This is a genomic window from Blautia acetigignens (genome assembly GCF_025566865.1).
GTDB classification, from domain to species: domain Bacteria; phylum Bacillota; class Clostridia; order Lachnospirales; family Lachnospiraceae; genus Blautia_A; species Blautia_A acetigignens.
Window position 1 is genome coordinate 1 of record NZ_JAOQJM010000012.1, and the last position, 23,966, is coordinate 23,966.

Consider the following 23,966-nt stretch of genomic DNA (forward strand, 5'->3'; position numbering starts at 1 on the left):
AAGCGTGAAGCCCCCCTCAAGATGAGATGTCCCATTCGAAAGAAGTAAACCCCCTTGAAGACGACGAGGTAGATAGGGCAGGGGTGGAAGTGTAGTAATACATGGAGCTGACTGCTACTAATAGGGTGAGGGCTTGACCAAAGCGCAAAGCGCACAGGTCGTTCCATTGAACGAAGCGAGATGGAGCTTCCAGGTTATTCGCAAGGTTGAAGAATGATTCAGAAAAGATTCCAGACAAGGATATGGCATGTATGTAGTTTTGAAGGTACAAAACTTTCAATGAATTGTGACTGCTAATAGTCACTTTTCTTTATAAAATAGGGGATTGGTCAAATGGTATGATAGGGGTCTCCAAAACCTTTGGTGGGAGTTCGATTCTCTCATCCCCTGCTGCAAAAGGGATATGAAATAGCTGAGTGCTGTCTCATATCCCTTTTTCGATATTATGCCGCAGGGGAATTCTGTGACATTTAACTAAGCTTAATTTTAATCACGTTTTGTGCCTGCGCCATATCTTTTTTCTCCACGAGAATTTCATACTGCTTGGATTGATCTGCCGGAATACCCGCACTTCCCACAGATCCGCGGAAGGTTCCGCTTCCGTTCCAGTCTCCTAATCGGTCTTTTACCTTATACTTGTACGGAATCCCCTCTCTGTCCAGAACATCTCGGATTTCATTAAATTTTTTCATATCCGTTCCAGTCCAAATGCTTTCTGAATGAAATATCGTAAACATTGTTCTCCCTCCTTTTCAGGTACATGATTCATATACTTTTTCAGTAAATTTTGATGTTTTTTTCATTTTACCATATTGTTATTGAAAAAACTATCTTATTTAATCCGCATTGTAACTTTGAATAGTCTATATTATAATGATTATACATTAATAGATTCGTGTTAGCTAAAGAGGAGTGAACTATGAAAGAAGGATTCATTATTAAGCTGAACTGGATCGTATATAAAAATGAAATAATCAAAAACATTCCCTTATTAACAGCTGAAAATCCCCAAAAAGTATATCAGAATGCAAGAAGTATCTATAAGCAGGCATTAAAGCAGATGGATGAGTATGGGCCAGGAGTCAATGAACTGCGGGAATTTTACCGGAAAGTAGTACTAGAGCGTGTTTGAAAAATCATTCCTGCAATCTGCACGCCCCACTTTGCGGTATATTTTGCCCGAATTCAGTTGCCGTAGCCCGCTACGGCGCCCTCATCCGGACAAAATCTCCCACAAATTGTGACGCACATCTTGCAGAAAGCCTTTTTCAAACACGCTCTAGCGGGCATGCTCCGTTTTTTTATGCAAATAAATTTCAGATCAGAATCATCCATGCCAGCATAGAAATCATAGCAGAGATGTGCAGGGTGCCGATGATTTTAAATGGAAACAGGATAATAAATATGGGTAGTATGGTAAAGATTGCTGCCCAGAGGGGCAGGGCTGCGATTCCGGTAAGAATGGCGATGATTAAAGTGATGATAAACACAATGTAACCAAGGTAGCAGATTTTGGTGATGGGAGCGCTGTTAAACAGGTCCAGCATCATGGTGTGAGCTTTTTTGTCTCTTCCAAGACGGAGAAATACATATTCTGCAAACCCGCATTTCACGTGGTGCCCAGCCCCGATCACAATAAACAGCAGGATGGCAAAAAATAAAACAGAACCATACACTGCAGAATGCGCATACACGTAAGCCGAAATTGCAAAATACCCAAGTGCCTGCAGAAACAGTGCAAAGACACCCAGTATGGCAGAGCGCATAGGAACCTTCGCAGATTTTCGTTCCTCTCCAAAGAATCCATGCGAAACCAGTTTTGCACAGACCTGTACACAAAAGTAGGGGAAAAGATCCAGACACCGGGAACTACGATCCATGTCTTTTACGCGAAAAAAATGGGGGAAAAATATCTGGAGCGTTATCACAAATATTTTGCGGATCCGGATATCTGCGAATACGACCTGCAGCACGAGGAACTGCTTCTGGATGCAGACCGCTGGACCAAAGAAGTGTGCCGCGTCTGCCAGATCCATTAAGTAGATAAGAAAAGAAGGGTATCTCACCCTTCTTTTCTATATCTGGAAACCACCAGGATCAGACTGATAAAAGCTGCGGCAAACAAAAGCTGAATGCCAATTCCAATCAGAACCTGTCCAAGAAACTCTGGACTTAAGGTGTGGTGCCTGCTCAGGATCTCATTCACCTGTTCATACCAGTAAACAGGCAGAAACTGTGCGAATTTCAGCACGGATTTGTCCATCACATCCATAGGAACAAACACGCCGCAAAGGAAGCACATGGCAAGGGAGACCAGGTTGGCCACACCGCTTAGAAGGTTGCTGTTTGTGATAAACATACCGATCAGATAGGAAAGGGACAGAGCCACTATCAGCATGGTAAAGGTATTCAAAATATAATAAACACAAAGTCCCGACTGCCAGAAGCGGCTTCCATACATGAAGGTCACGCCCAGGAATCCGATCAGCCACAGTATTACGCCGATCATTCCCGTAGCCAGCAGCCCTTCCACAGACTGGCGTCTCACAGAAATGGCAGAAGCCTCCATTCTTTTCTGAATATCCCCCTTCTTGAATGCCATCAGAATATATCCCATGGTGTAGCACAAAGCCCCCAGAAACAGATAAGGAATATAGCGGAAGTAATAAGTATAAGGGGAAGTATCGCTGGTTCCGGAATCAAAGGTAAGCTTGGTAACCGGCTCATGGGTCTCTTCTTTGACTGCCTGGATGGCTTTCTCCTGGGAAAAGCCGGCAGCCAGATAGGTCTGAATGGTGTTCAGATAGCTGCTGATCTGCTGATCCACATAAAAGGAACTGTAGGATCCGGGAACCTTTGTTACCTTCAGGCTTTCCCCGTTTACCATGCAGGTCTCATAGAAATCAGCCGGAATCTGAAGGATATATTCCACATTGCGGTAAAAAAGATTCTCCTGAAGTTGTTCCGGATTATTGTCCATAAGCATAACGTGATGGATGCCGGACAGATAATCCACAAGCCCCTGGGCTAAGGTTCCCCCATCCTCATTTACCACTCCAAGATCAATGCTTGCAGTTTCAAAAAGACTGTCCTCGCTTTTTCCTGCAGCAAACTGCATGACTATGGCTACACTAAAAAAAATAGCAAGATACATGATCACAAGTCCGATATTTTGTCTCAAAATTTTCATGTAACACTTAAATACTGTCATAGCTTTCCCTCCGAATCAGTAAAAAGGAAGCAGTTACCAGAAGCACGCTCATCAGGGCAAGGGTGATCAGATTCCGGTAATAGCGTCCCATATCGTCATACACATTGATGCAGTAAAAAGCATCGGAAATCAGCGCTGCCGGATTAATCCGGTTGAGAAACGGCGCATTTTTTTCCACCAGATCCTTCATGGTGTTGTTCATCAGTCCGGAAAGGAAACTGCAGACCATGGAAATGCCAAGGATAATTCCGATTTTGATGCCCTCCTTCATTTTTCCAAGGCTTCCCACGAAAATACCCATGGAAACGCCGATCAGGGAGCCAAGGAAGGAAATGAGAAGCATCCGCCCTATCTGTCCCTCAAAATCCAGCTTCAGAATATAGCGAAGATAGAGAAGCAGCACGATCACATCAAAGTATCCCAGCAAAAAGGCAGAAATCTGCTCGGAAAGGATCAGCTTCAGCTTGTGTGTGGGCGTGACGCAGCGCCTTGCAGCCAGGGCTGTGATATTGGCCTGCAGGCTTACCGCAGAACCAAACCCGATAAAGCATCCGTACAGGCAGGCCATTGCGATCAGCGCATAGAAAAACTGGGCGTTTCCGTTGATGGTCCGTCCGCCAAGGGAAACCTCAGTAAGAAACTCCTGACGGTTCAGCATCTGCCGGATCCCTGCCCATAGGCCGGAAGGATGGGTGCGCACAATGGTGCGGATGGTGGTTTTGCCGGTTTCGTAGCTGGAAAGAACGGACTGCAGGATACTTTGGGGAATGCCGCTTGCAGAAACGGTAAGGGAAGGTGTTTCTCCAACCACATAAATACCGGAAATCTGCTCATTTTCCAGCTGGCTGCATGCCTCATCGTAGGTCAGCTCCTTTGTGGAGATCAGCTGGTCTGCATTGTTTTCCACCTGGTCCAGAAACATCAGAAACAATGTATCTGCCTTTTCCTGGCGGACAACGGCTACGGATACCGTCGCGAAATCTGCATCGTTAATGTTTCCGAAGGCGAAGTAAAACATGGTTCCCAGAAGAATGGGAAACACAAGGGGCCAGAAGGTGGTGCCGAAATTTTTCAGCTTTACAAGAAGATTATATTTGATTAAGTGCAGCATAACAAATCCTCCCTAGTCTCTGAGCTGTTTTCCGGTGATTTCCAGAAAGACGTCATTTAAGGTGGGAAGCTCAGAGGAAACCTGGCCGAATGTGATATCCTGGCTTTGCAGGTAATTCAAAAGCCGGATCAGGTTGTGCCTGGCTCCTGTGCAGCGGACGGTGAGAACCTGGTCCTCATAGTGCAGGTCAAAAACATGGGGAAGAGTCTGGATTTCTTCCAGATTTTTTTCCGTGAGAGGAATGGCCTCTATGGTAATGGTTTCCCCGGTTTTGATCATTTTTTTCAGCTCTTCCCTGGTGCCGGAGGCGATTACATGGCCGTGATCCATAATGGCGATCCTGGTGCAGATCTGCTCCACCTCTTCCATATAATGGGAAGTGTAAATAATGGTGGAGCCCTGTTCATTCAGCTTTTTGATCCCTTCCAGGATCTTATTGCGGCTTTGTGGGTCAACGGCTACCGTTGGCTCATCCATAATGATCAGACGGGGCTTGTGGGCAATTCCGCAGGCAATGTTGAGACGGCGGAGCAGTCCGCCGGAAAGCTTTTTTGGGTGCATTTTGCGGTAATCGTCAAGGCCTGCAAAGGTGATGGCTTCCTCCACAAGGGCCTTCCTTTTTTTCTTGTCCGGGATATAAAGCCCGCAGAAATAGTCAATATTCTCATAGACAGTCAGTTCATCAAAAACAGCCACATTCTGCAGAACGATTCCAATCTGCTGTTTTACTTTATAATTATCCGGCCGCATATCTTCGCCAAAAATCCGGATGGTTCCCTTATCATATTTCAAAAGGGAAAGCATGCAGTTGATGGCTGTGGTCTTGCCGGAGCCGTTTGGTCCAAGCAGTCCGAAAATCTCGCCCTCTGCAATTTTTAAATTCAGGTGGTCAAGGGCTACTAAGTTTCCATATCTTTTTACCAGATTTTCAATCTGAACAATATTCTCTGACATCATTTTCCTCCTCGTTCTTACGATACCATCAGTATAAAAGAAAAAGCCGAAGGATCCAAGTGCCGGATGTCACAGCCTTCACATGACAAATGTCATAAAATGCCAGAAGTTTCTTTACGAGCAGGCATCTGTATACTATAATGAACAAAAGCCTGACGCAAAATAAGAAAAAAGAAGGTGGTAAAATGGGATACTTCACAGATTGCGGACTGCTTGTGCTTCTGAGCTTTTTGCGGCTGTTTTACCGTCTGCCGGATGCAGGATTTCTGATCGCATTTTTGTGCACGGTGATTCTGGTGTGCAGCACTTATGCCCTGGGGAAAAAATGTATCCGTATAGTTCTTGGCGCAGGAATGGGACTTCTGGCTCTTGTGATCCCGGAAATGTTTTTCTTTTATCCCTGCCTTTTTTATCTTTTTTTCTGTGAAAAAATGCCCCTTCTGGCCCTGGGAGCCTGGGCGCTTTTGGTGTGCCGGACTATGGGAAGCTGGGAAAACGGCCTGTTTTTTGCGGCAGCAGGAAGTCTTGGCCTTTTGTTTGCCTTTTTTATGGAAAGAAACACAAGAAAGTGCAGTTCCCTGGAAGAAGAGCTAAAAAGAACCAGGGACGATTCCAGGGAGCGTGACCTTCTTCTTTCCCAGAAAAACAAGGCTCTCCTGGAAAAACAGGACTATGAGATCTATAACGCCACCTTAAAAGAGCGAAACCGTATCGCAAGAGAAATCCACGACAATGTAGGCCATGTGCTTTCCCGGTCCATTCTCATGCTTGGGGCAGCCAGGACCATGAACAAGGAAGCCGGGCTTGCAGCTCTTCTTGAAAATCTGGAGGACTCCCTGAATTTTGCCATGAACAGCATCAGAAGCAGCGTCCATGACCTTCATGATGAAGCTGTGAATTTAAGAGAAGCAGAGGAAGGGCTTGTGCGGGACTTTACTTTTTGCCAGGCAGAGCTGACTTACGACATGACGCAGGAAATCCCACGGGAAGTGAAATACTGCTTTATCAGCATTACCAAGGAAGCTTTTGCCAATATTATGAAGCACAGCAACGCCACAAGGGTGCAGCTGATCCTGCGGGAGCATCCTGCCCTCTACCAGATGTGCGTGGAGGATAACGGGACCGGTGTCGTGTATGATCCGGGAAATGCGGGAATCGGCATCTTGAATATGAAGGACCGGGTGAAGGCCCTTGGCGGAACTTTGCAGATTTCCACCAGAAAGGGCTTTCGGATTTTTATCACCATTCCCAAGTGAGTGGTTTGCAAAAATGCAGCATGGAAGGATAGTTGAATGAAAATCATAATCGTAGACGATGACTGCCTGGTGGCAGCAGCATTAAAAACCATTCTGGAAGTAAACGAGGACGTGCAGGTAGCGGCAACAGGCGTAAATGGAAAGGAAGCCTGCCAGCTTTATGAGGAATATCAGCCGGATGTGCTTCTCATGGACATCCGCATGAAAGAGATGGACGGATTGGAAGCTTCCCAGAAGATCCTGGAGAAATTTCCAAAGGCCAACATTTTGCTTCTGACTACCTTCGCAGATGACGAATATATTGTAAAAGCCCTGCGGCTTGGGGCAAAAGGCTATCTTTTGAAGCAGGATTACGGAAGCATTCTTCCTGCCATCCGGGCTGTTGATTCCGGGCAGACAGTATTCGGAACCCAGATCACTTCCAGGCTTCCGGAGCTTCTCATGGGAAAACAGGGCTTTGATTATGGAAGCTATGACATCAATGAACGGGAGCTTGAGATCATCCGGCTGATCGCCAACGGGTGCAGCAATAAGGAGATTGCGGCGGAGCTTTTCCTCAGTGAGGGAACGGTGCGCAATTACCTCAGCTCCATTTTGGAAAAGCTGCAGCTGCGGGACAGAACCCAGGTAGCCGTATTTTATTATCAGCACAGATAGGAGAAGCCGGGAATGAACAATGAGCTTCCCATTCCGGAGAAAAAGTACACCTCAGTGAAGAACACGCTGCAAAAACTGTTACAAAATCAATGAAAATGTAAAAAAATACACATTCCAGGGGAAAAGTATGTTATAATGGGCTCACTTAACCAAACAAGGAGAACCGATTATGAGTGAATATGTAATTATAACAGATACTTCCGCAGATATTCCTGCGTCTGTTCTGGATAAAGGTCAGATCCATCTGATCCCTATGGTATATCAGTTAAATGGAGAGGAGCATCCCCATAAGGACCCGGGAAGCTGGGACAGCAAAGCCTTCTATGACCAGCTTCGTAATGGAGGTACCGGAAGCACCTCCCAGATCTCCCCGGCTGTATACACCGATTATTTTGAGCCCTTTTTGAAAGAGGGCAAGGATATCCTCTATATTTCCCTTTCCGGCGGTCTTACTTCCACCTGGCAGAGTTCCCATCTGGCAGCCACAGACCTGATGGAAGAGTATCCAGAACGTAAGATTTCCTGTGTGGATTCCCTTGCAGCCACAGGCGGACAGGGTATTCTGGTGATCCTGGCAGCACAGAATCAGGAGAAGGGAATGTCCCTTGAGGAGAATACCGCATGGCTGGAAGAGAACCGTCTGCACATCTGCCACTGGTTCACCGTGGATGACCTTGATTTCCTTAAGAGGGGCGGACGCATTTCCCCGACCATCGCCTGGATCGGCGGCAAGCTGAAGATCAAGCCGGTGCTTCGCATTGCAGAAGATGGTACCCTGGCAATCCCGGAGAAGGTGCGCGGTTCCAAGGCTGCCATGAATACCATCGTTTCCAAGTATGTAAGCTCCGGATTAAATGAGGAGCATCCTTATGTATTCCTTTGCCATGGAGATGCTCTTGAGCAGGCAGAGAAAGCCAAAGCAGCCATTTTGGAAGCTGTGCCGGGCGCGCAGGTTACCATTATGCCAATGAGCCCGATCATCGGAATCCATACTGGTCCTGGTGTGCAGGCTGTGATTTATTTCGGCAATAACCGCTAGAGCGTGTTTGAAAAAGGCTTTCAGCAAATTGTGACGTGCAGATTGCGGGAATGATTTTTCAAACACGCTCTAGAACTCACTTAAAGTTCCAAATGTATATCCCATTTCTTCCCATTTGCCCAGCAGTTCATCCAGAATCTGCCCGTTTGTGGAAGAAGTATTGTGAAGCAGGACAATGGCACCCGGGTGGATCCGTTTCAGAAGCTTATCAAAGGCTTCCTCTTTGGTCGGCTGTTTGTCCTGGTACCAGTCTACATAGGCAAGGCTCCAGAAGAAGGTTTTATACCCAAGCTCCTTTGCCATAGACAGATTGGTGGTGCTGTAAATTCCCTGAGGCGGCCGGTAGAATTTCGTCATGGATTCTCCGGTCGCTTCTTTATACAGATTTTCCACGCCCTCCAGCTGCTTCTTAAAAGCCTCCATAGAGGAGATCCCGGACATATCCGGGTGGGTGAGGGTGTGATTTCCTACCGTGTGTCCTTCTGCGATCATTTCTTTTACCAGATTCGGATTGTCTTTGATAAAATTTCCAACTACGAAAAAGGTGGCTTTTGCATTGTGTTTCTGCAGCGCGTCAAGAATCAGAGGGGTATTCCCGTTTTCATATCCGCAGTCAAAGGTAAGGTAGATTTTTTTCTCCTGAGTATCTTTGGCAAAATAGGCATCATAGGGGGCAAGCTCCTCCATGGAAGCGTTTCCCACAGGGCGTTTTCCTTCCTCCTGGAAGCTCAGTCCCCAGCTGTTGCTGCCAGACGCAGTGGTTACGGCCTCCGGTGTCCGAAAGTGCTGAACTGTGACCCGGGCCGCCTCACCTGCAAGAAAAGACAGGGCAAAAAGCAGGGGGACGCCAGCATAGTGGAGGAAATCTTTGATTACCGGGATTTTTTCAGAGGAAAAATTAGAAATCTGGGAGGGAAGCCTAAAAGGGCGTTTAAAAAAAGAAGGTCTGGAGAATTTCATGGAAACCTCGGGATGGGTTTTCTAAAGATATATGAGAGAAGAAGAGCGGGTATGCCAAAAAGGAAAGGCCTGTAAGGAACCGGGGAAAAAAGGGCATCAATTAAGCCACCAGCATCGACGTTTACTGGTGGCTTAAATCTGATCCATATCCAATGGAATGTACCTCACTTTCTTAAAATAGATTATGCGTCTAAAACAATTGGAATTAAAGGCTTAAGTTCTTGGTGGACTGTACCTTCCTTTGCTTAAATTATAAAAGAATTAAGATAAAGCGTTTAGGTTTCTGGTGGTCCGTACCTCTCTTTCTTAGATTATAAGTGGTAAATTATGTTTTCGGTGGTCTCACTCCTTTTTGTTTTATTTTGTTCTCCCTTTTGTTTTATGAGCTTACTATAACAGATTACTTCTTATTTGTCAACAAATAATTTGAAAAAATATTATTTTATTTAAAATAAAAAGTTTATATGCATAAAAAGAATACAAAATTCAGACAATATTATAGCGAAGAATGTGGTATGATGTGACTGATAGGAAATATAGTTTTTCAACGCGCTAAAGTGTATGAGGAACAAAAGATGAGGAGGAAAAAAAGATGTTGAACAATATTCTTGACGAATTAAAACTGAATGCTCTTGTAATCACAGATCCTTATAACATGCGTCATGTTAGCGGATTTCGGGGAGGAGAGGGCGCTTTATATATTTCTGCCACCCAGAAGGTGCTGATCACAGATTCCCGTTATACCGAGCAGGCTGGAAAAGAAAGTGATTTCACAGTCATCGAGGAGAACCGTGCCCACAACCGTCAGACCATTTTGAAGGAGTGCATGGAGAAAGAAACTGTGAGCGGTGATTTCCACATGGGATATGAAGACCAGTCCATGCTCTGCTGCGAGTTTGACCGTATGAAGGCTGCCCTTCCGGTTCAGGTCTGGACTCCGCTTGGAACCAAGATTGATGATCTGCGCCAGATCAAGACCGAGGAGGAGCTGACTTATCTTGCAAGAGCAGAGGAAATCGGCGACAAAGCATTTGAAAAGCTTCTGAAGGTAGTAAAGCCAGGCATGACAGAGCTTGAAGTTGCTGCAGAGCTGGAATACCTGATGAAAAAAGAGGGTGCTGAGGATTTAAGCTTCAATACCATCATCGCTTCCGGCTTGAATTCTTCCATGCCTCATGCCATTCCAGGATACAAGAAACTGGAAGTGGGGGATTTCGTTACCTGTGATTTCGGATGCAAATACAAGGGATACTGCTCCGATATGACACGTACTTTTGTCCTTGGAAAAGCAAGCGAGAAGCAGAAAGAAATCTACAATGTGGTATTAAAGGCACAGCTTGCAGGTCTTGCAGCCGTGAAGGCTGGAGTCAGCGGCTCAAGCGTGGATAAAGTTTCCAGAGATATTATCGCAGAGGCCGGATACGGCGAATATTTCGGACATGGACTTGGACACAGCGTTGGTCTGTTCATCCATGAGAGCCCCCGTCTTTCCCCGGCTGATGATACTATTCTTCAGGCTGGCATGATCGAGACTGTTGAGCCTGGAATTTATGTACCTGGCTTTGGCGGCGTGCGTATTGAGGATATGGTAGTGGTAACAGAGGATGGCTGCCGCAACCTGGCACACTCCCCGAAGGAGCTGATTGAGGTTCCGATAGAAGAATAAATATTAAAAAGTTAATATTGTTATTGAAATGCAGAAAGGAATAAGAAAATGCTGAAACAATTATCAATTTTCGCGGAAAATACAAAAGGAAGAATGCAGGAGGTAACCGGAATCCTTCTCCGGGAAGACATCAATATTTTAGGATCCGTTACCAATGACAGTGCAGAATACGGAATTGTCCGCATGGTAGTGTCCAAGCCGGAGAAAGCACTGGAGGCGCTTACCAAGGCTGGTTTTATCTGCAAGCTTAGCGATGTACTTGGAATCGAAGTAAAGGATGAGGTTGGTAACCTGAACAACCTTCTTCTCAGCCTTCAGGAGAGCAACATCAACATCGACTATCTGTACCTGTCCTTTAACCGTGCAACCGGACTTCCGATTATGGTGCTCCATGTGCCGGATATCTGCGAGGTAGAGGCTTGCCTGACAAATAAGGGATTTAACTCTATTTCTGAGGTACACTAAAATTTGTTTGCGTAAGGCTTTCTGTAAAGTGTGAGGTACATTTGGCAGGAAGCCTTTTTTCAGATATGGTTTCGTTTACGCATAGAACCGGAAAGAACGGGAAAAACTACCTCCATAAATCTTTAGGAGGTAAGGAAATGTTACGGTATTTGCCTATTCGGAAGATTCACGCAAGACAAGTTCTGGACTCCAGAGGCAATCCTACTGTGGAAGTAGAAGTAACAGTAGGCGAAGGAGTCATCGGAATCAATGGATATACAGGACGCGCTATCGTTCCATCCGGCGCATCCACAGGAAAATTCGAAGCTTTGGAGCTGCGGGACGGCGACCGGGGAAACTACACAGGATTAAGCGTCCAAAAAGCAGTGGACAACGTAAACACCAAGATTGCAGAGGCAATCCTGGGAGAAAATGCCCTGAACCAGACGTATATTGATTCTTTGCTGGTTCAGACAGACGGCACGGACAACAAAAGCAATCTGGGAGCTAATGCTACCCTCGGGGTGTCCATGGCAGTGGCGCGGGCGGCGGCCATGGCCCTTCGCATTCCCCTTTACCAGTATATCGGCGGCTGTCACGCCTGCAGAATGCCGGTTCCCATGATGAATATTTTAAACGGGGGCAGGCATGCGGACAATACGGTGGACCTTCAGGAGTTTATGATCATGCCTGTGGGAGCTTCCTGTTTTTCAGAGGGAATCCGCATGTGCGTGGAAATCTACCAGGCGCTGAAAACCATTCTGAAGAAGAAAAACCTGTCTACAGCAGTGGGAGATGAGGGCGGCTTTGCCCCGGACCTGAAGGATTCCAGGGAGGTGCTGGAGCAGATCCTGGAAGCGGTCACCAAAGCCGGATACGAACCAGGGGAGGATATTGGCATTGCCATTGACGCAGCGGCCAGTGAGCTTTATGATGAAAATAAGGATGCCTATTATTTTCCGGGAGAAAGCAAGATGACGGGAAAAGAGGTTCTTCGGGATGCATCGGAGATGATCGATTATTACGAGATGCTTCTGGATGAATTTCCCATTGTTTCTATTGAAGACGGGCTGCAGGAGGATGACTGGGAAGGCTGGAAGGATATGACCAGCCGGATTGGAAACCGGGTGCAGCTGGTTGGGGATGATCTTTTTGTCACCAATATCAAAAGGCTGTCCTGTGGAATCAGGCTTGGAACTGCCAATGCCATTCTGATCAAGGTGAACCAGATCGGAACCCTGACAGAATCCTTAGAAGCAGTGGAGCTGGCTGCCCGGGCAGGTTACAGAAGCGTGATCTCCCACAGATCCGGGGAGACAGAGGATTCCTTTATTGCAGATCTGGCAGTGGCCACAGGTGCCGGACAGATCAAAACAGGAGCTCCCTGCCGGTCCGACCGAAATGCTAAGTACAACCAGCTGCTTCGGATCCATGAACAGCTTGGCGGGTTATCGGTGTATGAGAATCCGTTTGCATGATTCTGGCAGCAAATGCTGTTTGGGTGCACAATAATTTGCCAGAATACGGGAAAAAAGAGTTGAAATCTAAAGTGGGCTATGGTACAATATCCTCTAGTTGATTAGGAGGTGTAACCACGTGCAGATTTTGAGAACGATATTGACAATTCTTTTTGTTATAGATTGTATTGCCCTTACCGTAGTAGTTCTGATGCAGGAAGGCAAGTCCCAGGGACTTGGCGCTATCGCCGGAGCAGCAGACACATACTGGGGTAAGAACAAGGGACGTTCCATGGAGGGCGGACTTGTGAAGGCAACTACTATTATGGGAGTTTTGTTCTTTGTACTGGCAGTTGTATTAAATCTGAATTTCTAAGAATGAACTGGGAAACACTCTTGTTGATCTGATCACAAGAGTGTTTTTTACTATGAAAGTCCTGTCCAGCAGCTGCGAATGAGCCATGCTTGCATGGACGAATTCGCAGATATTGGACGGGCTAGACCGTATGAGTAAGTAGGGCGATAGCCCGGATTACGAATACGGTCGGCAGTTACGGGAGCACCGTAGGTGCGGAGTAACTGACTTTCATGGATATGTCGCCGACAGGCGACATATCCTCATTGCACGTGTGTTTGACATAGAAAAGGAGATAAATGAGTAAAGACAGAGATTTTGACAAACGAAAAAAATTTATGATGGAGCTTCTGGGTGACCCGGTGTACCAGCCTATGCGCTTTCGGGAGATCGCAGGCCTGCTCCGCCTTTCCAAGGATGAGAAAAAGGATCTGTACCGTGTGCTGGATGACCTGGTAGCAGAGGGCAAGGCAGACCTGGATTCCAAAGGCCGCTATTCTAAGGTAACCGGAAGAAAGCGCGGAAAAGAAAAGCTTCATAGAAGAAAAGAAGAGAAATCCGAGAAGCGCCTGGACAAATACAAGGAGGAAGCATCCGGAAGAAAATCAAAAAAAAATTCCGGGGACCGCAAAGAGAAATATGGCTCCCGCAATGACCACGGACGTGACGGCCGGGGCAGATACGAGGACAGGCGCTCTGGCAGACGTTATGAGGAGGAAGATTCGGAAATTCGTCTTGCCCGCCTGGAAACGGAATACGCAGACTGCCCGTCTGTAGAGGGAACTTTCATCGGCCATCCCAAGGGCTTTGGCTTCGTGGAAGTAGAGGGCGAAGAAAATGACGTATTTATTCCCGAGGATTGCACCGGAACGGCTATGCATCAGGACAAGGTTCGTGTTATAATCACAAAAGAGCCGCAGGAAGGCAGGCGCAGGGAAGGAATCGTAGTGAAGATCCTGGAACGCGGCATGCCGGAAATCGTGGGAACCTACGAGAACAGCCGGGATTTTGGCTTTGTGATCAGCGACAATCCCAAGTTTTCCAAGGATGTATTCATTCCCCGCAAGGATTCAAATGGGATCAAGGACGGAGATAAGGTAGTTGTGGAGATCACCAGCTACGGAAGCAAGAACCGCAACCCGGAAGGCAGGATCAAGGAAAATCTTGGCAGCTGCCGTGCACCGGGAACCGATATCCTTGCCATTGTAAAAAGCTTCGGTATTCCAAGTGAATTCCCAGAGAAGGTAATCCGACAGGCGAACCGCGTGCCGGATCGTGTGCTGGATGCAGACCGGGATGGAAGACTGGACCTTCGCCATCTTCAGACCGTCACCATTGACGGGGAGGATGCCAAGGATCTGGACGATGCAGTTACCCTGACCAAAAAGAACGGCATCTATCACCTGGGTGTTCACATTGCAGATGTCAGCAACTATGTCCAGGGAGGAAGTGCCCTTGACCGTGAGGCACTGAAGCGCGGAACCAGCGTTTACCTGGCTGACCGCGTCATTCCCATGCTTCCGGAGCGGCTTTCCAACGGCATCTGTTCTTTGAACCAGGGACAGGACAGGCTGACCTTAAGCTGCCTGATGGACATTGATGAAAAAGGCAATATGGTTTCCCACAAGATCGCAGAGACGGTGATCTGTGTGGATGAACGAATGAATTATACAGATGTGAAAAATATTCTGGAAGATACAGACGAAGAAGCAAAGAAACGGTATGCAGATCTGGTTCCCATGTTTTTCCTGATGAAGGAGCTTTCCCAGATCCTGAGGGGAAACCGTCACCACAGAGGTTCCATTGATTTTGATTTCCCGGAAAGCAAGATCATTCTCAATGCAGCAGGCCGTGCCATTGACATCAAGCCTTACGAGGCAAATGTGGCAACCCGGATCATTGAGGATTTCATGCTCATGGCAAACGAGACAGTGGCAGAAGAGTGCTGCAGAGACGATATGCCGTTTGTATACCGTACCCACGAGAATCCGGATCCGGAGAAGGTGGAAAGCCTTCTCACTCTGCTTCACAATCAGGGTGTTACGGTGCAGAAAATGGGACAGGAGATTACTCCAAAGGAGATTCAGACGATTCTTGAGGGCATTGAGGGACTTCCAAATGAACCACAGATCAGCCGCCTGACCCTTCGTACCATGAAGCAGGCCAAGTATACCACTGAGTGCAGTGGCCATTTTGGGCTGGCAGCCAAATATTACTGCCATTTTACCTCCCCCATTCGTCGCTATCCGGATCTTCAGATCCACAGAATCATTAAGGATAAGCTGCGGGGACGTCTGGAAAGGGAAGGAAAGACAGAACACTATAAGGAAATCCTTGAGGATGTGGCAAGACAGTCAAGTGTATGCGAGCGCCGTGCAGATGAGGCAGAAAGAGAATCCGATAAACTGAAAAAGGCAGAGTATATGTCCTATCATATTGGAGAAGAATTTGAGGGAATCATTTCCGGCGTTACCGGATGGGGCTTTTATGTGGAGCTTCCCAATACCGTAGAGGGACTGGTACACGTAAATACGCTGAGAGATGATTACTATACCTTTGATCAGGACGCCTATGAGCTGCGGGGAGATGTGACCGGAAAGGTTTTTGCCCTGGGACAGAAGGTGCGCGTGCGTGTGGCAGAGGCAGATACAATGCTTAAGACAGTAGATTTTGTTCTGGCAGAGCAGCATGACTGGTAAATAGTATTATGATTAGTGTCACCTACAGGTGACAATCCATACAGGGAGGAACTTATGGCAAAGAAACCAGGAATCAAACTGATTGCAAATAATAAAAAGGCCTTTCACGATTATTTTATCGAGGATACTTATGAGGCTGGAATCGCCCTTGCAGGAACGGAAGTAAAATCCCTTCGCATGGGAAAATGCAGCGTAAAGGAATCCTTTGTGCGAATCCAGAATGGAGAGGTTTATATTTACGGAATGAATATCAGTCCATATGAAAAAGGAAATATTTTCAACAAGGATCCCCTGCGCATTCGCAAGCTTCTGCTTCATCGCAGCGAAATTAACAAAATGGAAGCAAAGCTGAAGGAAAAAGGACTGACCCTTGTGCCGATCAAGGTCTATTTCAAGGACAGCCTAGTAAAGGTTGAAATCGGTATGGCAAGAGGTAAGAAGCTTTATGACAAACGCCAGGACATCGCCAAGAAGGATCAGAGAAGAGAAGCTGAGCGTGATTTTAAAGTGAAAAATCTTTATTAGAAGAGGTCAGGTATGGAAGAGAAAAAACGTGTGATGAAAACGGTGGATGATTCCCGTACGGAGCAGGTGCATCTGATCATGCACCAGCATCTGAATGCAGGAGGAAGGCTGTTCGGCGGAATGCTGATGCAGTGGGTGGATGAGGTATCCGGCGTGGTTGCCATGCGCCACTGCGGCACTTACCGTGTGACCACTGCAGCTGTGGATAATCTGCAGTTCAAGGAGCCTGTCTATGAGGGCGAGATCCTTGTGATGATCGGCTATGTGACTTATGTGGGCAACACTTCCATGGAGGTGGAAATCGATTCTTACGTGGAGCGTTCAGATGGAATGCGCTACATGGTGAACCGTGCATTTTCCGTGATGGTGGCAGTAAACGAGAAGGAACGGCCCACGCCCATCCCGGGACTTCTCATCCGCACAGAGGCCGAGAAAGGCCGCCACGAGGCAGCACTTCTTCGCAGGGAAATGCGCAAAGAAAGAAGAGACGCCGGATTCTGATGATCAAATTCCGGAAAGGAACCATAGCAGAAGAAATTCTGCTTCTGGTTCCTTTTTATTTTCCTGGTTTTCAAAGAGCTGTTTTTCTTGCACAAGTATAGACAATTTTTCCCATAAGCAAACATTCCGAAGTCCGGCAAAAAATCCTATAATGAGAATAAAGATTGGGGATAACAGGAGGATTTCTTATGCAGTATGGACATTTTGATAATGAAAACAGGGAATATGTGATTGACCGTGTAGACCTTCCCACCTCATGGACCAACTACATTGGCGTGAAGGATATGTGTGCAGTATTGAACCACACAGCAGGAGGGTATATTTTCTACAAATCACCGGAGTACCACAGGATCACCAGGTTCCGTCCAAACGGAGTTCCCATGGACCGGCCTGGACACTATGTATATTTGAGAGATGACGAGAGCGGGGATTACTGGAGCGTCTCCTGGCAGCCGGTTGGCAAGCCCCTTGATCAGGCGAAGTATACCTGCCGCCACGGCATGTCCTATTCCGTCTATGAATGCGATTATAGCGACATCTTTGCCTCCCAGAAAATGTCTGTAGCCATGGACGACCCGGTGGAAATCTGGGATGTGCGGATCAAAAACAACAGCGACCGCACCCGTAAGCTCAGCGTTTTTTCCTATCTGGAATTTTCCTTCCATCAGATTGCCATGGATAACCAGAATTTCCAGATGAGTATGTATGCGTCCGGTTCTTCTTATGAGGACGGAATCATTGAGTGCGACCTGTTCTACGAGGAGTTCGGATATCAGTTTTTCACAGCGGATTTTACACCGGACAGCTACGACTGTCTGAGAGATAAATTTATTGGCAGTTACCGCACGGAGGACAATCCCATTGGAGTTGAGAACGGCCATTTAAGCGGCAGCAGCGAGCTTGGAAACAACCATTGCGGCGCTCTGCACAAACAGCTGGTTCTGAAGCCAGGAGAAGAAGTGCGTGTGATTTTCCTTCTGGGAGAGGGTACCAGGGAAAATGGAAAGAAAATCCGTGCCAAATATGCAAACGGTCCGGCGGCAGACCATGTCTATGAGCAGCTGAAGGTATGCTGGGACAAGAAGATCAACCGCCTGCAGATCCATACCCCGGATGAGGGTATGAACACCCTGATCAACACCTGGACCCTGTACCAGGCAGAGGTCAATATTATGTTCTCCAGATTTGCATCCTTTATTGAGGTAGGCGGACGTACCGGACTTGGCTATCGTGACACCTCACAGGGTTCCATGACCGTTCCTCATTCCAACCCGGAGAAATGCCGCCAGAGAATTGTGGAGCTTCTTCGCGGCCTGGTAAAGGAAGGCTACGGACTTCATCTGTTCCAGCCGGAGTGGTTCGACCCGGAAGAAAAAGGCAAAAAGCCTTTTAAATCACCTACCGTTGTGCCAACTCCTAAGCTTGACGATATGATTCACGGAATTGAGGACACCTGCTCGGACGATGCCCTGTGGCTGGTGGCTTCCATCAATGAATACATAAAAGAAACGGGAGAGTTTTCTTTCCTGGATGAGATCTATACCTATGCAGACGGCGGTGAAGGAAGCGTTTATGAACATATGAAACGAATCCTGGATTTCTCCTGCAGGCAGGTGGGAGAGGACGGCATCTGCAAAGGCCTTCGTGCAGACTGGAACGACTGTCTGAACTTAGGCGGCGGAGAGAGTGCCATGGAATTTTACCACGCTCTTTGTCCGTACTATCAGAATGATAAGATCGAGATCCGTGAGGCGGAGCCTTATTCCTACTGCCAGTTTGTTGTGGGAAAAGATCACACCGCTTTTGGAAGGGCCAGACATCCCTTTATGACTGGAACCGGCGGCTGGGCTTACTATTCCGCAACGCATTACATGCTTGGAATCCGCCCCGGCATGGATGCTCTTGAAATCGATCCCTGCATTCCAAAGGGCTGGGATGGCTTTACCCTGACCAGACAGTGGCGGGGTGCACAGTATGACATTACGGTAGAAAATCCGGAGCATGTATCCAAGGGCGTGTGCCAGATTTTCCTGGATGGAGCCCTGACGGAAAAAATACCGGTACAGGAAGCCGGAAGCACACACAAGGTGCGGATCGTAATGGGAAGCACCCAAGATGAGAAGGAGGAAGCAAAATGATAAAGTTCGGTACAGGCGGCTGGCGAGCCGTTATCGGAGATGAGTTTACGAGAGCGAATATCCAGATCCTGGCAGAAGCGCTTTCCAGGAAAATGCAGGATGAGGGAGTGGCAGACCAGGGACTTTGCATTGGCTATGACCGCCGCTTCCTTTCCAAGGAATCGGTTAAGTGGGCCTGCGAGACGCTGGCGGCAAACGGCATCCGCAGCTGGTTTGTAAACAAATCCTCACCAACGCCGCTGATCATGTACTACGTGATGGCACATGACCTGCCTTACGGAATGATGGTGACTGCAAGCCACAACCCTGCTATTTACAATGGAATCAAGGTGTTCACAAGAGGGGGCAGGGACGCAGATCAGGAGCAGACCCAGGAAATCGAAAACTACATCCGGAACGTGGAAGCAGACATAGAGGCTGGCAAAGCAGTTCCCCGCATGGATTACGAGGAAGCGAAAAATGCCGGGTTGGTTGTGGAATTTAATCCCCTGAACGAGTACATTGACAGCATTATTTCCAGGATCAATATGCAGGCCATCCGGGACAGAGGCCTTCGGGTGGCATTAGATCCCCTTTACGGCGTCAGTCAGACTTCTTTGAAGACGATTCTGTCCATTGCAAGATGCGAGGTGGAGACCATCCACGAACGCCATGACACCCTGTTTGGCGGAAAGCTTCCGGCACCCAATGCCACCACCCTTCGTCCGCTGCAGAATTATGTGCTGGACCGCTACTGCGATATCGGAATTGCCACAGACGGAGATGCAGACCGGATCGGCGTCATTGATGACACAGGAAGATTCCTTCACCCCAACGATATCCTTGTACTTTTGTACTATTATCTGGTAAAATATAAGGGATGGTCAGGTCCGGTGGTCCGTAATGTGGCAACTACCCATATGCTTGACCGTGTGGCCGAAAGCTTTGGACAGGAATGCTGCGAAGTTCCTGTAGGCTTTAAGTACATTTCCGCAAAAATGCAGGAGACAGACGCTGTGATCGGAGGAGAATCCTCTGGCGGTCTTACTGTGAGAGGACATATTAACGGCAAGGACGGCATCTATGCAGCTTCCCTGCTGGTGGAGATGATCGCGGTCACAGGCAAAAAGCTTTCTGAGATTGCAAAGGAAATTGAGCAGGAATATGGGGAAATCCATATGGTGGAGCGGGATTACCGCTTTACCCCGCTTCGAAAGGAACAGATCCACAAGACTCTGATGATCGACAAACTTTTGCCGAAGCTGCCTTATGCCATCAGCAAGGTATCCTATCTGGATGGCTGCAAGGTATATTTCCAGAATGGAGGATGGATCATAGCACGTTTTTCCGGAACAGAACCTTTACTGCGCATATTCTGTGAGATGGAAAGTAAGCTGGCTGCCATGGAACTGGTGGACATCTTTGAGGAGTTTCTGGAATTAAAATAATGAATAAAGATAAAAAAATACGCTCTCTGAAATGGAAATTTGCAAAAATTATGCTGCTGTGCTGGGTACTTCCGTTCCTGGTGATCATTGGACTGGTCGGGTCCTACATGCTGATCACTCAGCGGGAGAACCAGATGGAACGTCTTGCTGCACAGGCCGGGCTGAATACCCGGACCTGCGCAGAGCGCCTGAACGGGGCCATCGCAGACTCCCGCCAGGCTACCTATGACGGTACCCTGTTTGAACAGTACAGGCAATATAGAAGGCAAGGCTCCAGCGGAGAGCGTATTTTTTCCAATGGAGTACAGAATTATCTGAATGCGCAGTACTCACACAAGAAAAATAATATTTTTACCGTATTGATGCTAAAAGAAGATCCGCTGAATAAACATTATACAAGCTATAACTTTGGTACCGGGGGAAGTTATGGCATGATCCAGCACTTTTTCAGCCAGGACCGGGATCAGGTATTAGAGCTGGCCAAAAGCCTGGATACGGCTGTGGGATTTCTGAAAACAGACAACGGCTTTTACATTGTCCGCAACATGATGGACCGCAGCTTTACCGCATGGGGAATTTTGGTGAGCCGGGTGAATGTTAACTACTGTTTTGAGCCTGTGAAAACTGCATGGGAGGATTTCCATGTGCAGCTGAACATATCCGGCAATCCGTTTGTAGAAGCTGGCAAGGTTGTTTCCATCGAGGACATCCGCGCTGAGTATCCGGAATATGCTTCCAATATGAAAGATGACATGATTCCGGCATCCCCGGCAGACGGCGTACAGTACGCAGTTCCATTCTATGGCTACTGGGAAGGCCTTTACGTAAACAAAGCAGTTATGGAAGCTGCCGGTGCTGAGATTCCTACCGCAGACACCACATGGGATCAGTTCCTTGAGACCTGCCAGGTGATCAAGAACGCAGGCTATACCCCAATCGCTACTTCCCTTGCAAAAGAGCCGCACTACTGGTTCGAGTTTGCAATTTACAATCACGACAGCGCAAAGACACACACCACAGTTCCGGAAGCTGTTGACGATGCAGCCGGAGAGGCTTGGCAGGCTGGTCTTGCAGATATCAAGGACCTCTATGAGAAAGGATTCTTATCCGAGAACACCAACACTGCAACCGGTGACGAGGTATTCCAGAGCTTCCTGGAAGGTAAATCTGCATTCTATCTTGACGGCTCCTGGAAAATGGGCGGTATCAAAGAAGGAACCGATGACATTGACAACTTTACCGTAACTTATGTACCTGGAAACGGTGACAGAAAGAGCACAGACATTATCGGCGGTCTTTCCTCCGGATGGTATATTTCCACAAAATGCTGGGAAGACGAAGCAAAACGTGACGCAGCTGTATCTCTTGTAGAGAAATTCATCAGCGATGAAACCGTATCTGCTTTTGCAGGAACCGCTACCACCGCTCTGAAAAACGGTGCAGAGATTGACGAGAGCAGCCTTACCAACCTGGAAAAAGATGCCCTTGCAATGCCGAAGGACACCACTGGCATCACAGGCGCTGTACAGGATCTTGTTACACAGGATGAGAGAGCTCCGATCTTCGACAACATGCCTCAGATCGTAGAAGGACAGACTGAGATCACAGACGCTCTGCAGGAAATGCTTGATATCATTGAGGAAAATGCAGAATAAGCACCCTGAAAAATGAAAGCAGCAAATGGGCCGGAGGAGACGCTTCTCCGGCTCTTTTATAAGAAAGGGGTGTTACTGTGAACGTATATAAGAATAAAAAACCTGCATGGGTGTTTCTGATTCCTGCGTTTCTTTTCATGGCAGTATTTCTCTACTATCCGTTCCTTCAGAACATTGTAAACAGCTTTATGAAGATCCGGAATCTGGGCGGAGGAGCCAAAGGGGTCAACAATCCATTTTATAAAAACTATGCGGAACTGCTCACTGATCCAAACATGAGAGTGGCACTGAAAAATACCGTGATCATGATCTTTGTTACCCTGTTCGGTGAGGTAGGACTGGCCGTTATCCTGGCAATGCTGGTAGATAACGTAAAAAGAGGAACCAAGTTTTTCCGTATCGTATACTTTTTCCCAATCGTCATTTCTGCAACTGCACTTGGTGTTCTGTTCAACCTGATCTTCCAGTATGACGGAGGAATGCTCAGTCAGCTGGTTGGAGAGAAGACCAACTGGAAGGAGCTGTATCCGCTGACGGTTATGATGACTCCGGTTGTCTGGCAGTATGTAGGATTCTACTTCATCATTCTGGTAACCGGACTGAACAACATTCCGGAAGAACTGTACGAATCCGCAGCCATTGACGGAGCAACCAGATGGCAGAAGGTAAGATATATTTCCTGGTCGCTGCTTCACAATGTGGTCTGTACCTGCGCCGTACTTGCAGTGACAGTAGCATTGAAGGTATTCGATCTTCCATGGGTGATGTTCCCAAATGGGGCACCTCTTGGAAAAACCTGGCTGACAGGAACCTATATGTATTATAAGACCATGCAGGCACCTGACATTGATTACAGCTCTGCAATCGCGTTTTTCATTGTAATCCTTGGCGTGATCCTTTCAAAGGTGGTCAACAAAATTTTCAAGGAACGGGACTATTGATCCAGAAGGAGGAACAAAAAATGAAAAAAATCATATTAAGAGTGTGAATACATTCCTCATTTATATCGTTCTGATCTTCTGGGCGGTTACGACCATTTATCCGATCTTCTGGGTAATTTCAAACTCCTTTAAGGACAAGAAAATGATCATGTCCGATGCTTTTTCCCTTCCATTGGGAAAGCTGTTTACAACAGCCAACTACACAGACGCATTCTCCAAAATGAACATTCTCAATGCGTATAAGAACAGCATTATTATTTCAGGATGTGTGGCAGCAGTGGTGATCCTGCTGGCTGGCATGGCGTCTTTCGCTCTGGTAAGATACAGCTTTAAGGGCAGCAAGCTTCTGTACAATATTGTAATTGCGGCTATGATGTTCCCGGTTTTTTCCACGATCATTCCGGTATTCCGCATGGAGTTCGGATGGGGAATCGCAGGCTCAGGCAAAACCTGGATGTCGCTGTTATCCGTAATCCTTCCCCAGATCGCAGGAAATATGGCATTTGCCATCGTGGTGCTTACGGGATACATACGAAGCCTGCCTATTGATCTTGAGGAAGCGGCGTTTATGGAAGGCTGCAATGCCTACCAGATCTTCTTCAAGGTGATTATGCCTCTTACCAAACCGTCTTTTGCAGCTGTTGGAATCTTCAGCTTCCTCTGGAGCTACAACGATCTTTTTACCCAGCAGTTCTTCCTGAGAAACAAGGATGAGTGGGCGATCACAAGACTTCTTCTTGAAATTTCTTCCAAAGAGGGTACCAACTACGGTCTGATGGCAGCGGTTGTAACACTGGTAGTAGTTCCGCTTCTGATCGTGTATGTATGCTTGCAGAAATATATTGTAAAAGGTATGACAGCTGGAGCTGTAAAAGGTTAAAAAGGCAAAGGGCTGGGGAATTGTTGGAAAAGACAATTTCCCGTTTTTTGCTGTCCGGAAATTTTGACCTGGATCCGGCTTTCGGGTATA

The 23,966-nt window shown here is 47.3% G+C and carries 24 protein-coding genes, 1 tRNA gene, 1 rRNA gene and 1 pseudogene; 20 read left to right on the top strand and 7 right to left on the bottom strand.

The features are described from left to right. Nucleotides 1-141: ribosomal RNA gene (locus OCV70_RS13345) — 23S ribosomal RNA — on the top strand; the annotation flags it as partial. Between the two features lie 178 nt (nt 142-319). Next, nucleotides 320-390 (top strand) — tRNA-Trp (locus tag OCV70_RS13350). An 80-nt stretch (nt 391-470) separates the two neighbouring features. Here OCV70_RS13350 and OCV70_RS13355 read toward each other — a convergent pair. Next, on the bottom strand, nt 471-737 hold the full coding sequence (locus tag OCV70_RS13355; protein ID WP_021925679.1) for a hypothetical protein: 267 nt from the start codon (nt 735-737) through the stop codon (nt 471-473). Between the two features lie 182 nt (nt 738-919). Here OCV70_RS13355 and OCV70_RS13360 point away from each other — a divergent pair, with 182 nt between their 5' ends. Next, nucleotides 920-1,132 (top strand): hypothetical protein, encoded by a 213-nt coding sequence (locus OCV70_RS13360; RefSeq protein WP_262579766.1) that lies wholly within the window; start codon nt 920-922, stop codon nt 1,130-1,132. Here the strand turns inward: OCV70_RS13360 and OCV70_RS19865 are convergent. Further along, nucleotides 1,102-1,335: pseudogene (locus tag OCV70_RS19865) on the bottom strand (DUF6783 domain-containing protein). The gene OCV70_RS13360 and the pseudogene OCV70_RS19865 overlap by 31 nt on opposite strands. Beyond that, nucleotides 1,317-1,766, bottom strand: coding sequence for a DUF6796 family protein (locus tag OCV70_RS13365; RefSeq protein WP_262579767.1), 450 nt, complete (start codon nt 1,764-1,766; stop codon nt 1,317-1,319). The pseudogene OCV70_RS19865 and the gene OCV70_RS13365 overlap by 19 nt, the downstream one beginning before the upstream one ends. Nucleotides 1,767-1,805: 39 nt before the next feature. Here OCV70_RS13365 and OCV70_RS13370 point away from each other — a divergent pair, with 39 nt between their 5' ends. Beyond that, on the top strand, nt 1,806-2,039 hold the full coding sequence (locus OCV70_RS13370; protein WP_262579768.1) for a hypothetical protein: 234 nt from the start codon (nt 1,806-1,808) through the stop codon (nt 2,037-2,039). 23 nt (nt 2,040-2,062) lie between these two features. Here the strand turns inward: OCV70_RS13370 and OCV70_RS13375 are convergent, their stop codons facing one another. From OCV70_RS13375 to OCV70_RS13385, 3 genes are read right to left on the bottom strand one after another with little or no spacing between them, the layout of a single operon-like run. Beyond that, entirely contained in the window at nt 2,063-3,211 is a 1,149-nt protein-coding gene (locus OCV70_RS13375; RefSeq protein WP_173768035.1) for an ABC transporter permease, read from the bottom strand. Beyond that, on the bottom strand, nt 3,198-4,322 hold the full coding sequence (locus OCV70_RS13380) for an ABC transporter permease (RefSeq protein ID WP_186900676.1): 1,125 nt from the start codon (nt 4,320-4,322) through the stop codon (nt 3,198-3,200). Before OCV70_RS13380 ends, OCV70_RS13375 begins: the two co-directional genes overlap by 14 nt. Before the next feature lie 12 nt (nt 4,323-4,334). Continuing rightward, on the bottom strand, nt 4,335-5,264 hold the full coding sequence (locus OCV70_RS13385) for an ABC transporter ATP-binding protein (RefSeq protein WP_334292268.1): 930 nt from the start codon (nt 5,262-5,264) through the stop codon (nt 4,335-4,337). A gap of 197 nt (nt 5,265-5,461) precedes the next feature. Between OCV70_RS13385 and OCV70_RS13390 the strand changes: the two genes are divergently transcribed. From OCV70_RS13390 to OCV70_RS13400, 3 genes are all read left to right on the top strand, one after another. Beyond that, nucleotides 5,462-6,532 (top strand): sensor histidine kinase, encoded by a 1,071-nt coding sequence (locus tag OCV70_RS13390; protein WP_117853573.1) that lies wholly within the window; start codon nt 5,462-5,464, stop codon nt 6,530-6,532. A gap of 36 nt (nt 6,533-6,568) precedes the next feature. Next, nucleotides 6,569-7,189, top strand: a complete 621-nt coding sequence (locus OCV70_RS13395; RefSeq protein ID WP_021925551.1) for a response regulator — start codon at nt 6,569-6,571, stop codon at nt 7,187-7,189. Between the two features lie 169 nt (nt 7,190-7,358). Next, nucleotides 7,359-8,228, top strand: a complete 870-nt coding sequence (locus OCV70_RS13400) for a DegV family protein (RefSeq protein ID WP_117853514.1) — start codon at nt 7,359-7,361, stop codon at nt 8,226-8,228. A gap of 69 nt (nt 8,229-8,297) precedes the next feature. Here the strand turns inward: OCV70_RS13400 and OCV70_RS13405 are convergent, their stop codons facing one another. Then, complete coding sequence (locus tag OCV70_RS13405; RefSeq protein WP_408610243.1) at nt 8,298-9,101, bottom strand: polysaccharide deacetylase family protein; 804 nt, start codon at nt 9,099-9,101, stop codon at nt 8,298-8,300. Here OCV70_RS13405 and OCV70_RS13410 point away from each other — a divergent pair. From OCV70_RS13410 to OCV70_RS13470, 13 genes are all read left to right on the top strand, one after another. After that, nucleotides 9,012-9,263: a hypothetical protein gene (locus tag OCV70_RS13410; protein WP_243000270.1), complete on the top strand. Its 252-nt coding sequence runs from the start codon at nt 9,012-9,014 to the stop codon at nt 9,261-9,263. The two genes, OCV70_RS13405 and OCV70_RS13410, sit on opposite strands and share 90 nt — an antisense overlap. Before the next feature lie 517 nt (nt 9,264-9,780). After that, the gene (locus tag OCV70_RS13415) at nt 9,781-10,854 is read left to right on the top strand and encodes a M24 family metallopeptidase (RefSeq protein ID WP_021926595.1); all 1,074 of its coding nucleotides are present in this window, start codon (nt 9,781-9,783) and stop codon (nt 10,852-10,854) included. 48 nt (nt 10,855-10,902) lie between these two features. After that, nucleotides 10,903-11,319 (top strand): ACT domain protein, encoded by a 417-nt coding sequence (locus tag OCV70_RS13420; protein ID WP_021926594.1) that lies wholly within the window; start codon nt 10,903-10,905, stop codon nt 11,317-11,319. A 137-nt stretch (nt 11,320-11,456) separates the two neighbouring features. Next, on the top strand, nt 11,457-12,776 hold the full coding sequence (gene eno, locus OCV70_RS13425; RefSeq protein ID WP_173768039.1) for a phosphopyruvate hydratase: 1,320 nt from the start codon (nt 11,457-11,459) through the stop codon (nt 12,774-12,776). Between the two features lie 118 nt (nt 12,777-12,894). After that, complete coding sequence (gene secG / locus OCV70_RS13430; RefSeq protein ID WP_117853505.1) at nt 12,895-13,131, top strand: preprotein translocase subunit SecG; 237 nt, start codon at nt 12,895-12,897, stop codon at nt 13,129-13,131. Between the two features lie 278 nt (nt 13,132-13,409). Further along, nucleotides 13,410-15,809 carry a ribonuclease R gene (gene rnr / locus OCV70_RS13435; protein ID WP_244096275.1) on the top strand — a complete coding sequence of 800 codons (2,400 nt, stop codon included), beginning with the start codon at nt 13,410-13,412 and terminating at the stop codon, nt 15,807-15,809. A 54-nt stretch (nt 15,810-15,863) separates the two neighbouring features. Next, complete coding sequence (smpB, locus tag OCV70_RS13440; RefSeq protein WP_021926591.1) at nt 15,864-16,334, top strand: SsrA-binding protein SmpB; 471 nt, start codon at nt 15,864-15,866, stop codon at nt 16,332-16,334. A gap of 12 nt (nt 16,335-16,346) precedes the next feature. Then, on the top strand, nt 16,347-16,835 hold the full coding sequence (locus tag OCV70_RS13445; RefSeq protein WP_021926590.1) for an acyl-CoA thioesterase: 489 nt from the start codon (nt 16,347-16,349) through the stop codon (nt 16,833-16,835). 188 nt (nt 16,836-17,023) lie between these two features. Then, nucleotides 17,024-18,973, top strand: a complete 1,950-nt coding sequence (locus tag OCV70_RS13450; RefSeq protein WP_262579771.1) for a GH36-type glycosyl hydrolase domain-containing protein — start codon at nt 17,024-17,026, stop codon at nt 18,971-18,973. After that, nucleotides 18,970-20,400, top strand: a complete 1,431-nt coding sequence (locus OCV70_RS13455) for a phosphoglucomutase/phosphomannomutase family protein (RefSeq protein WP_117853501.1) — start codon at nt 18,970-18,972, stop codon at nt 20,398-20,400. The genes OCV70_RS13450 and OCV70_RS13455 overlap by 4 nt, the downstream gene beginning before the upstream one ends. Then, nucleotides 20,400-22,055, top strand: a complete 1,656-nt coding sequence (locus OCV70_RS13460) for an ABC transporter substrate-binding protein (protein ID WP_021926587.1) — start codon at nt 20,400-20,402, stop codon at nt 22,053-22,055. Before OCV70_RS13455 ends, OCV70_RS13460 begins: the two co-directional genes overlap by 1 nt. Nucleotides 22,056-22,192: 137 nt before the next feature. Beyond that, nucleotides 22,193-22,996, top strand: a complete 804-nt coding sequence (locus OCV70_RS13465; protein ID WP_173768059.1) for a carbohydrate ABC transporter permease — start codon at nt 22,193-22,195, stop codon at nt 22,994-22,996. Between the two features lie 43 nt (nt 22,997-23,039). Next, on the top strand, nt 23,040-23,876 hold the full coding sequence (locus tag OCV70_RS13470; protein WP_021926585.1) for a carbohydrate ABC transporter permease: 837 nt from the start codon (nt 23,040-23,042) through the stop codon (nt 23,874-23,876). Nucleotides 23,877-23,966: the final 90 nt, after the last annotated feature.

Bases quoted from the DNA above. Each gene is read 5' to 3' on its own strand.
- OCV70_RS13355 (WP_021925679.1), bottom strand. From the start codon at position 737: ATGTTTACGATATTTCATTCAGAAAGCATTTGGACTGGAACGGATATG.
- OCV70_RS13360 (WP_262579766.1), top strand. From the start codon at position 920: ATGAAAGAAGGATTCATTATTAAGCTGAACTGGATCGTATATAAAAAT.
- OCV70_RS13365 (WP_262579767.1), bottom strand. From the start codon at position 1,766: ATGCGCTCTGCCATACTGGGTGTCTTTGCACTGTTTCTGCAGGCACTT.
- OCV70_RS13370 (WP_262579768.1), top strand. From the start codon at position 1,806: ATGCGAAACCAGTTTTGCACAGACCTGTACACAAAAGTAGGGGAAAAG.
- OCV70_RS13375 (WP_173768035.1), bottom strand. From the start codon at position 3,211: ATGACAGTATTTAAGTGTTACATGAAAATTTTGAGACAAAATATCGGA.
- OCV70_RS13380 (WP_186900676.1), bottom strand. From the start codon at position 4,322: ATGCTGCACTTAATCAAATATAATCTTCTTGTAAAGCTGAAAAATTTC.
- OCV70_RS13390 (WP_117853573.1), top strand. From the start codon at position 5,462: ATGGGATACTTCACAGATTGCGGACTGCTTGTGCTTCTGAGCTTTTTG.
- OCV70_RS13395 (WP_021925551.1), top strand. From the start codon at position 6,569: ATGAAAATCATAATCGTAGACGATGACTGCCTGGTGGCAGCAGCATTA.
- OCV70_RS13400 (WP_117853514.1), top strand. From the start codon at position 7,359: ATGAGTGAATATGTAATTATAACAGATACTTCCGCAGATATTCCTGCG.
- OCV70_RS13415 (WP_021926595.1), top strand. From the start codon at position 9,781: ATGTTGAACAATATTCTTGACGAATTAAAACTGAATGCTCTTGTAATC.
- OCV70_RS13420 (WP_021926594.1), top strand. From the start codon at position 10,903: ATGCTGAAACAATTATCAATTTTCGCGGAAAATACAAAAGGAAGAATG.
- eno (WP_173768039.1), top strand. From the start codon at position 11,457: ATGTTACGGTATTTGCCTATTCGGAAGATTCACGCAAGACAAGTTCTG.
- rnr (WP_244096275.1), top strand. From the start codon at position 13,410: ATGAGTAAAGACAGAGATTTTGACAAACGAAAAAAATTTATGATGGAG.
- smpB (WP_021926591.1), top strand. From the start codon at position 15,864: ATGGCAAAGAAACCAGGAATCAAACTGATTGCAAATAATAAAAAGGCC.
- OCV70_RS13445 (WP_021926590.1), top strand. From the start codon at position 16,347: ATGGAAGAGAAAAAACGTGTGATGAAAACGGTGGATGATTCCCGTACG.
- OCV70_RS13450 (WP_262579771.1), top strand. From the start codon at position 17,024: ATGCAGTATGGACATTTTGATAATGAAAACAGGGAATATGTGATTGAC.
- OCV70_RS13455 (WP_117853501.1), top strand. From the start codon at position 18,970: ATGATAAAGTTCGGTACAGGCGGCTGGCGAGCCGTTATCGGAGATGAG.
- OCV70_RS13460 (WP_021926587.1), top strand. From the start codon at position 20,400: ATGAATAAAGATAAAAAAATACGCTCTCTGAAATGGAAATTTGCAAAA.
- OCV70_RS13465 (WP_173768059.1), top strand. From the start codon at position 22,193: ATGGCAGTATTTCTCTACTATCCGTTCCTTCAGAACATTGTAAACAGC.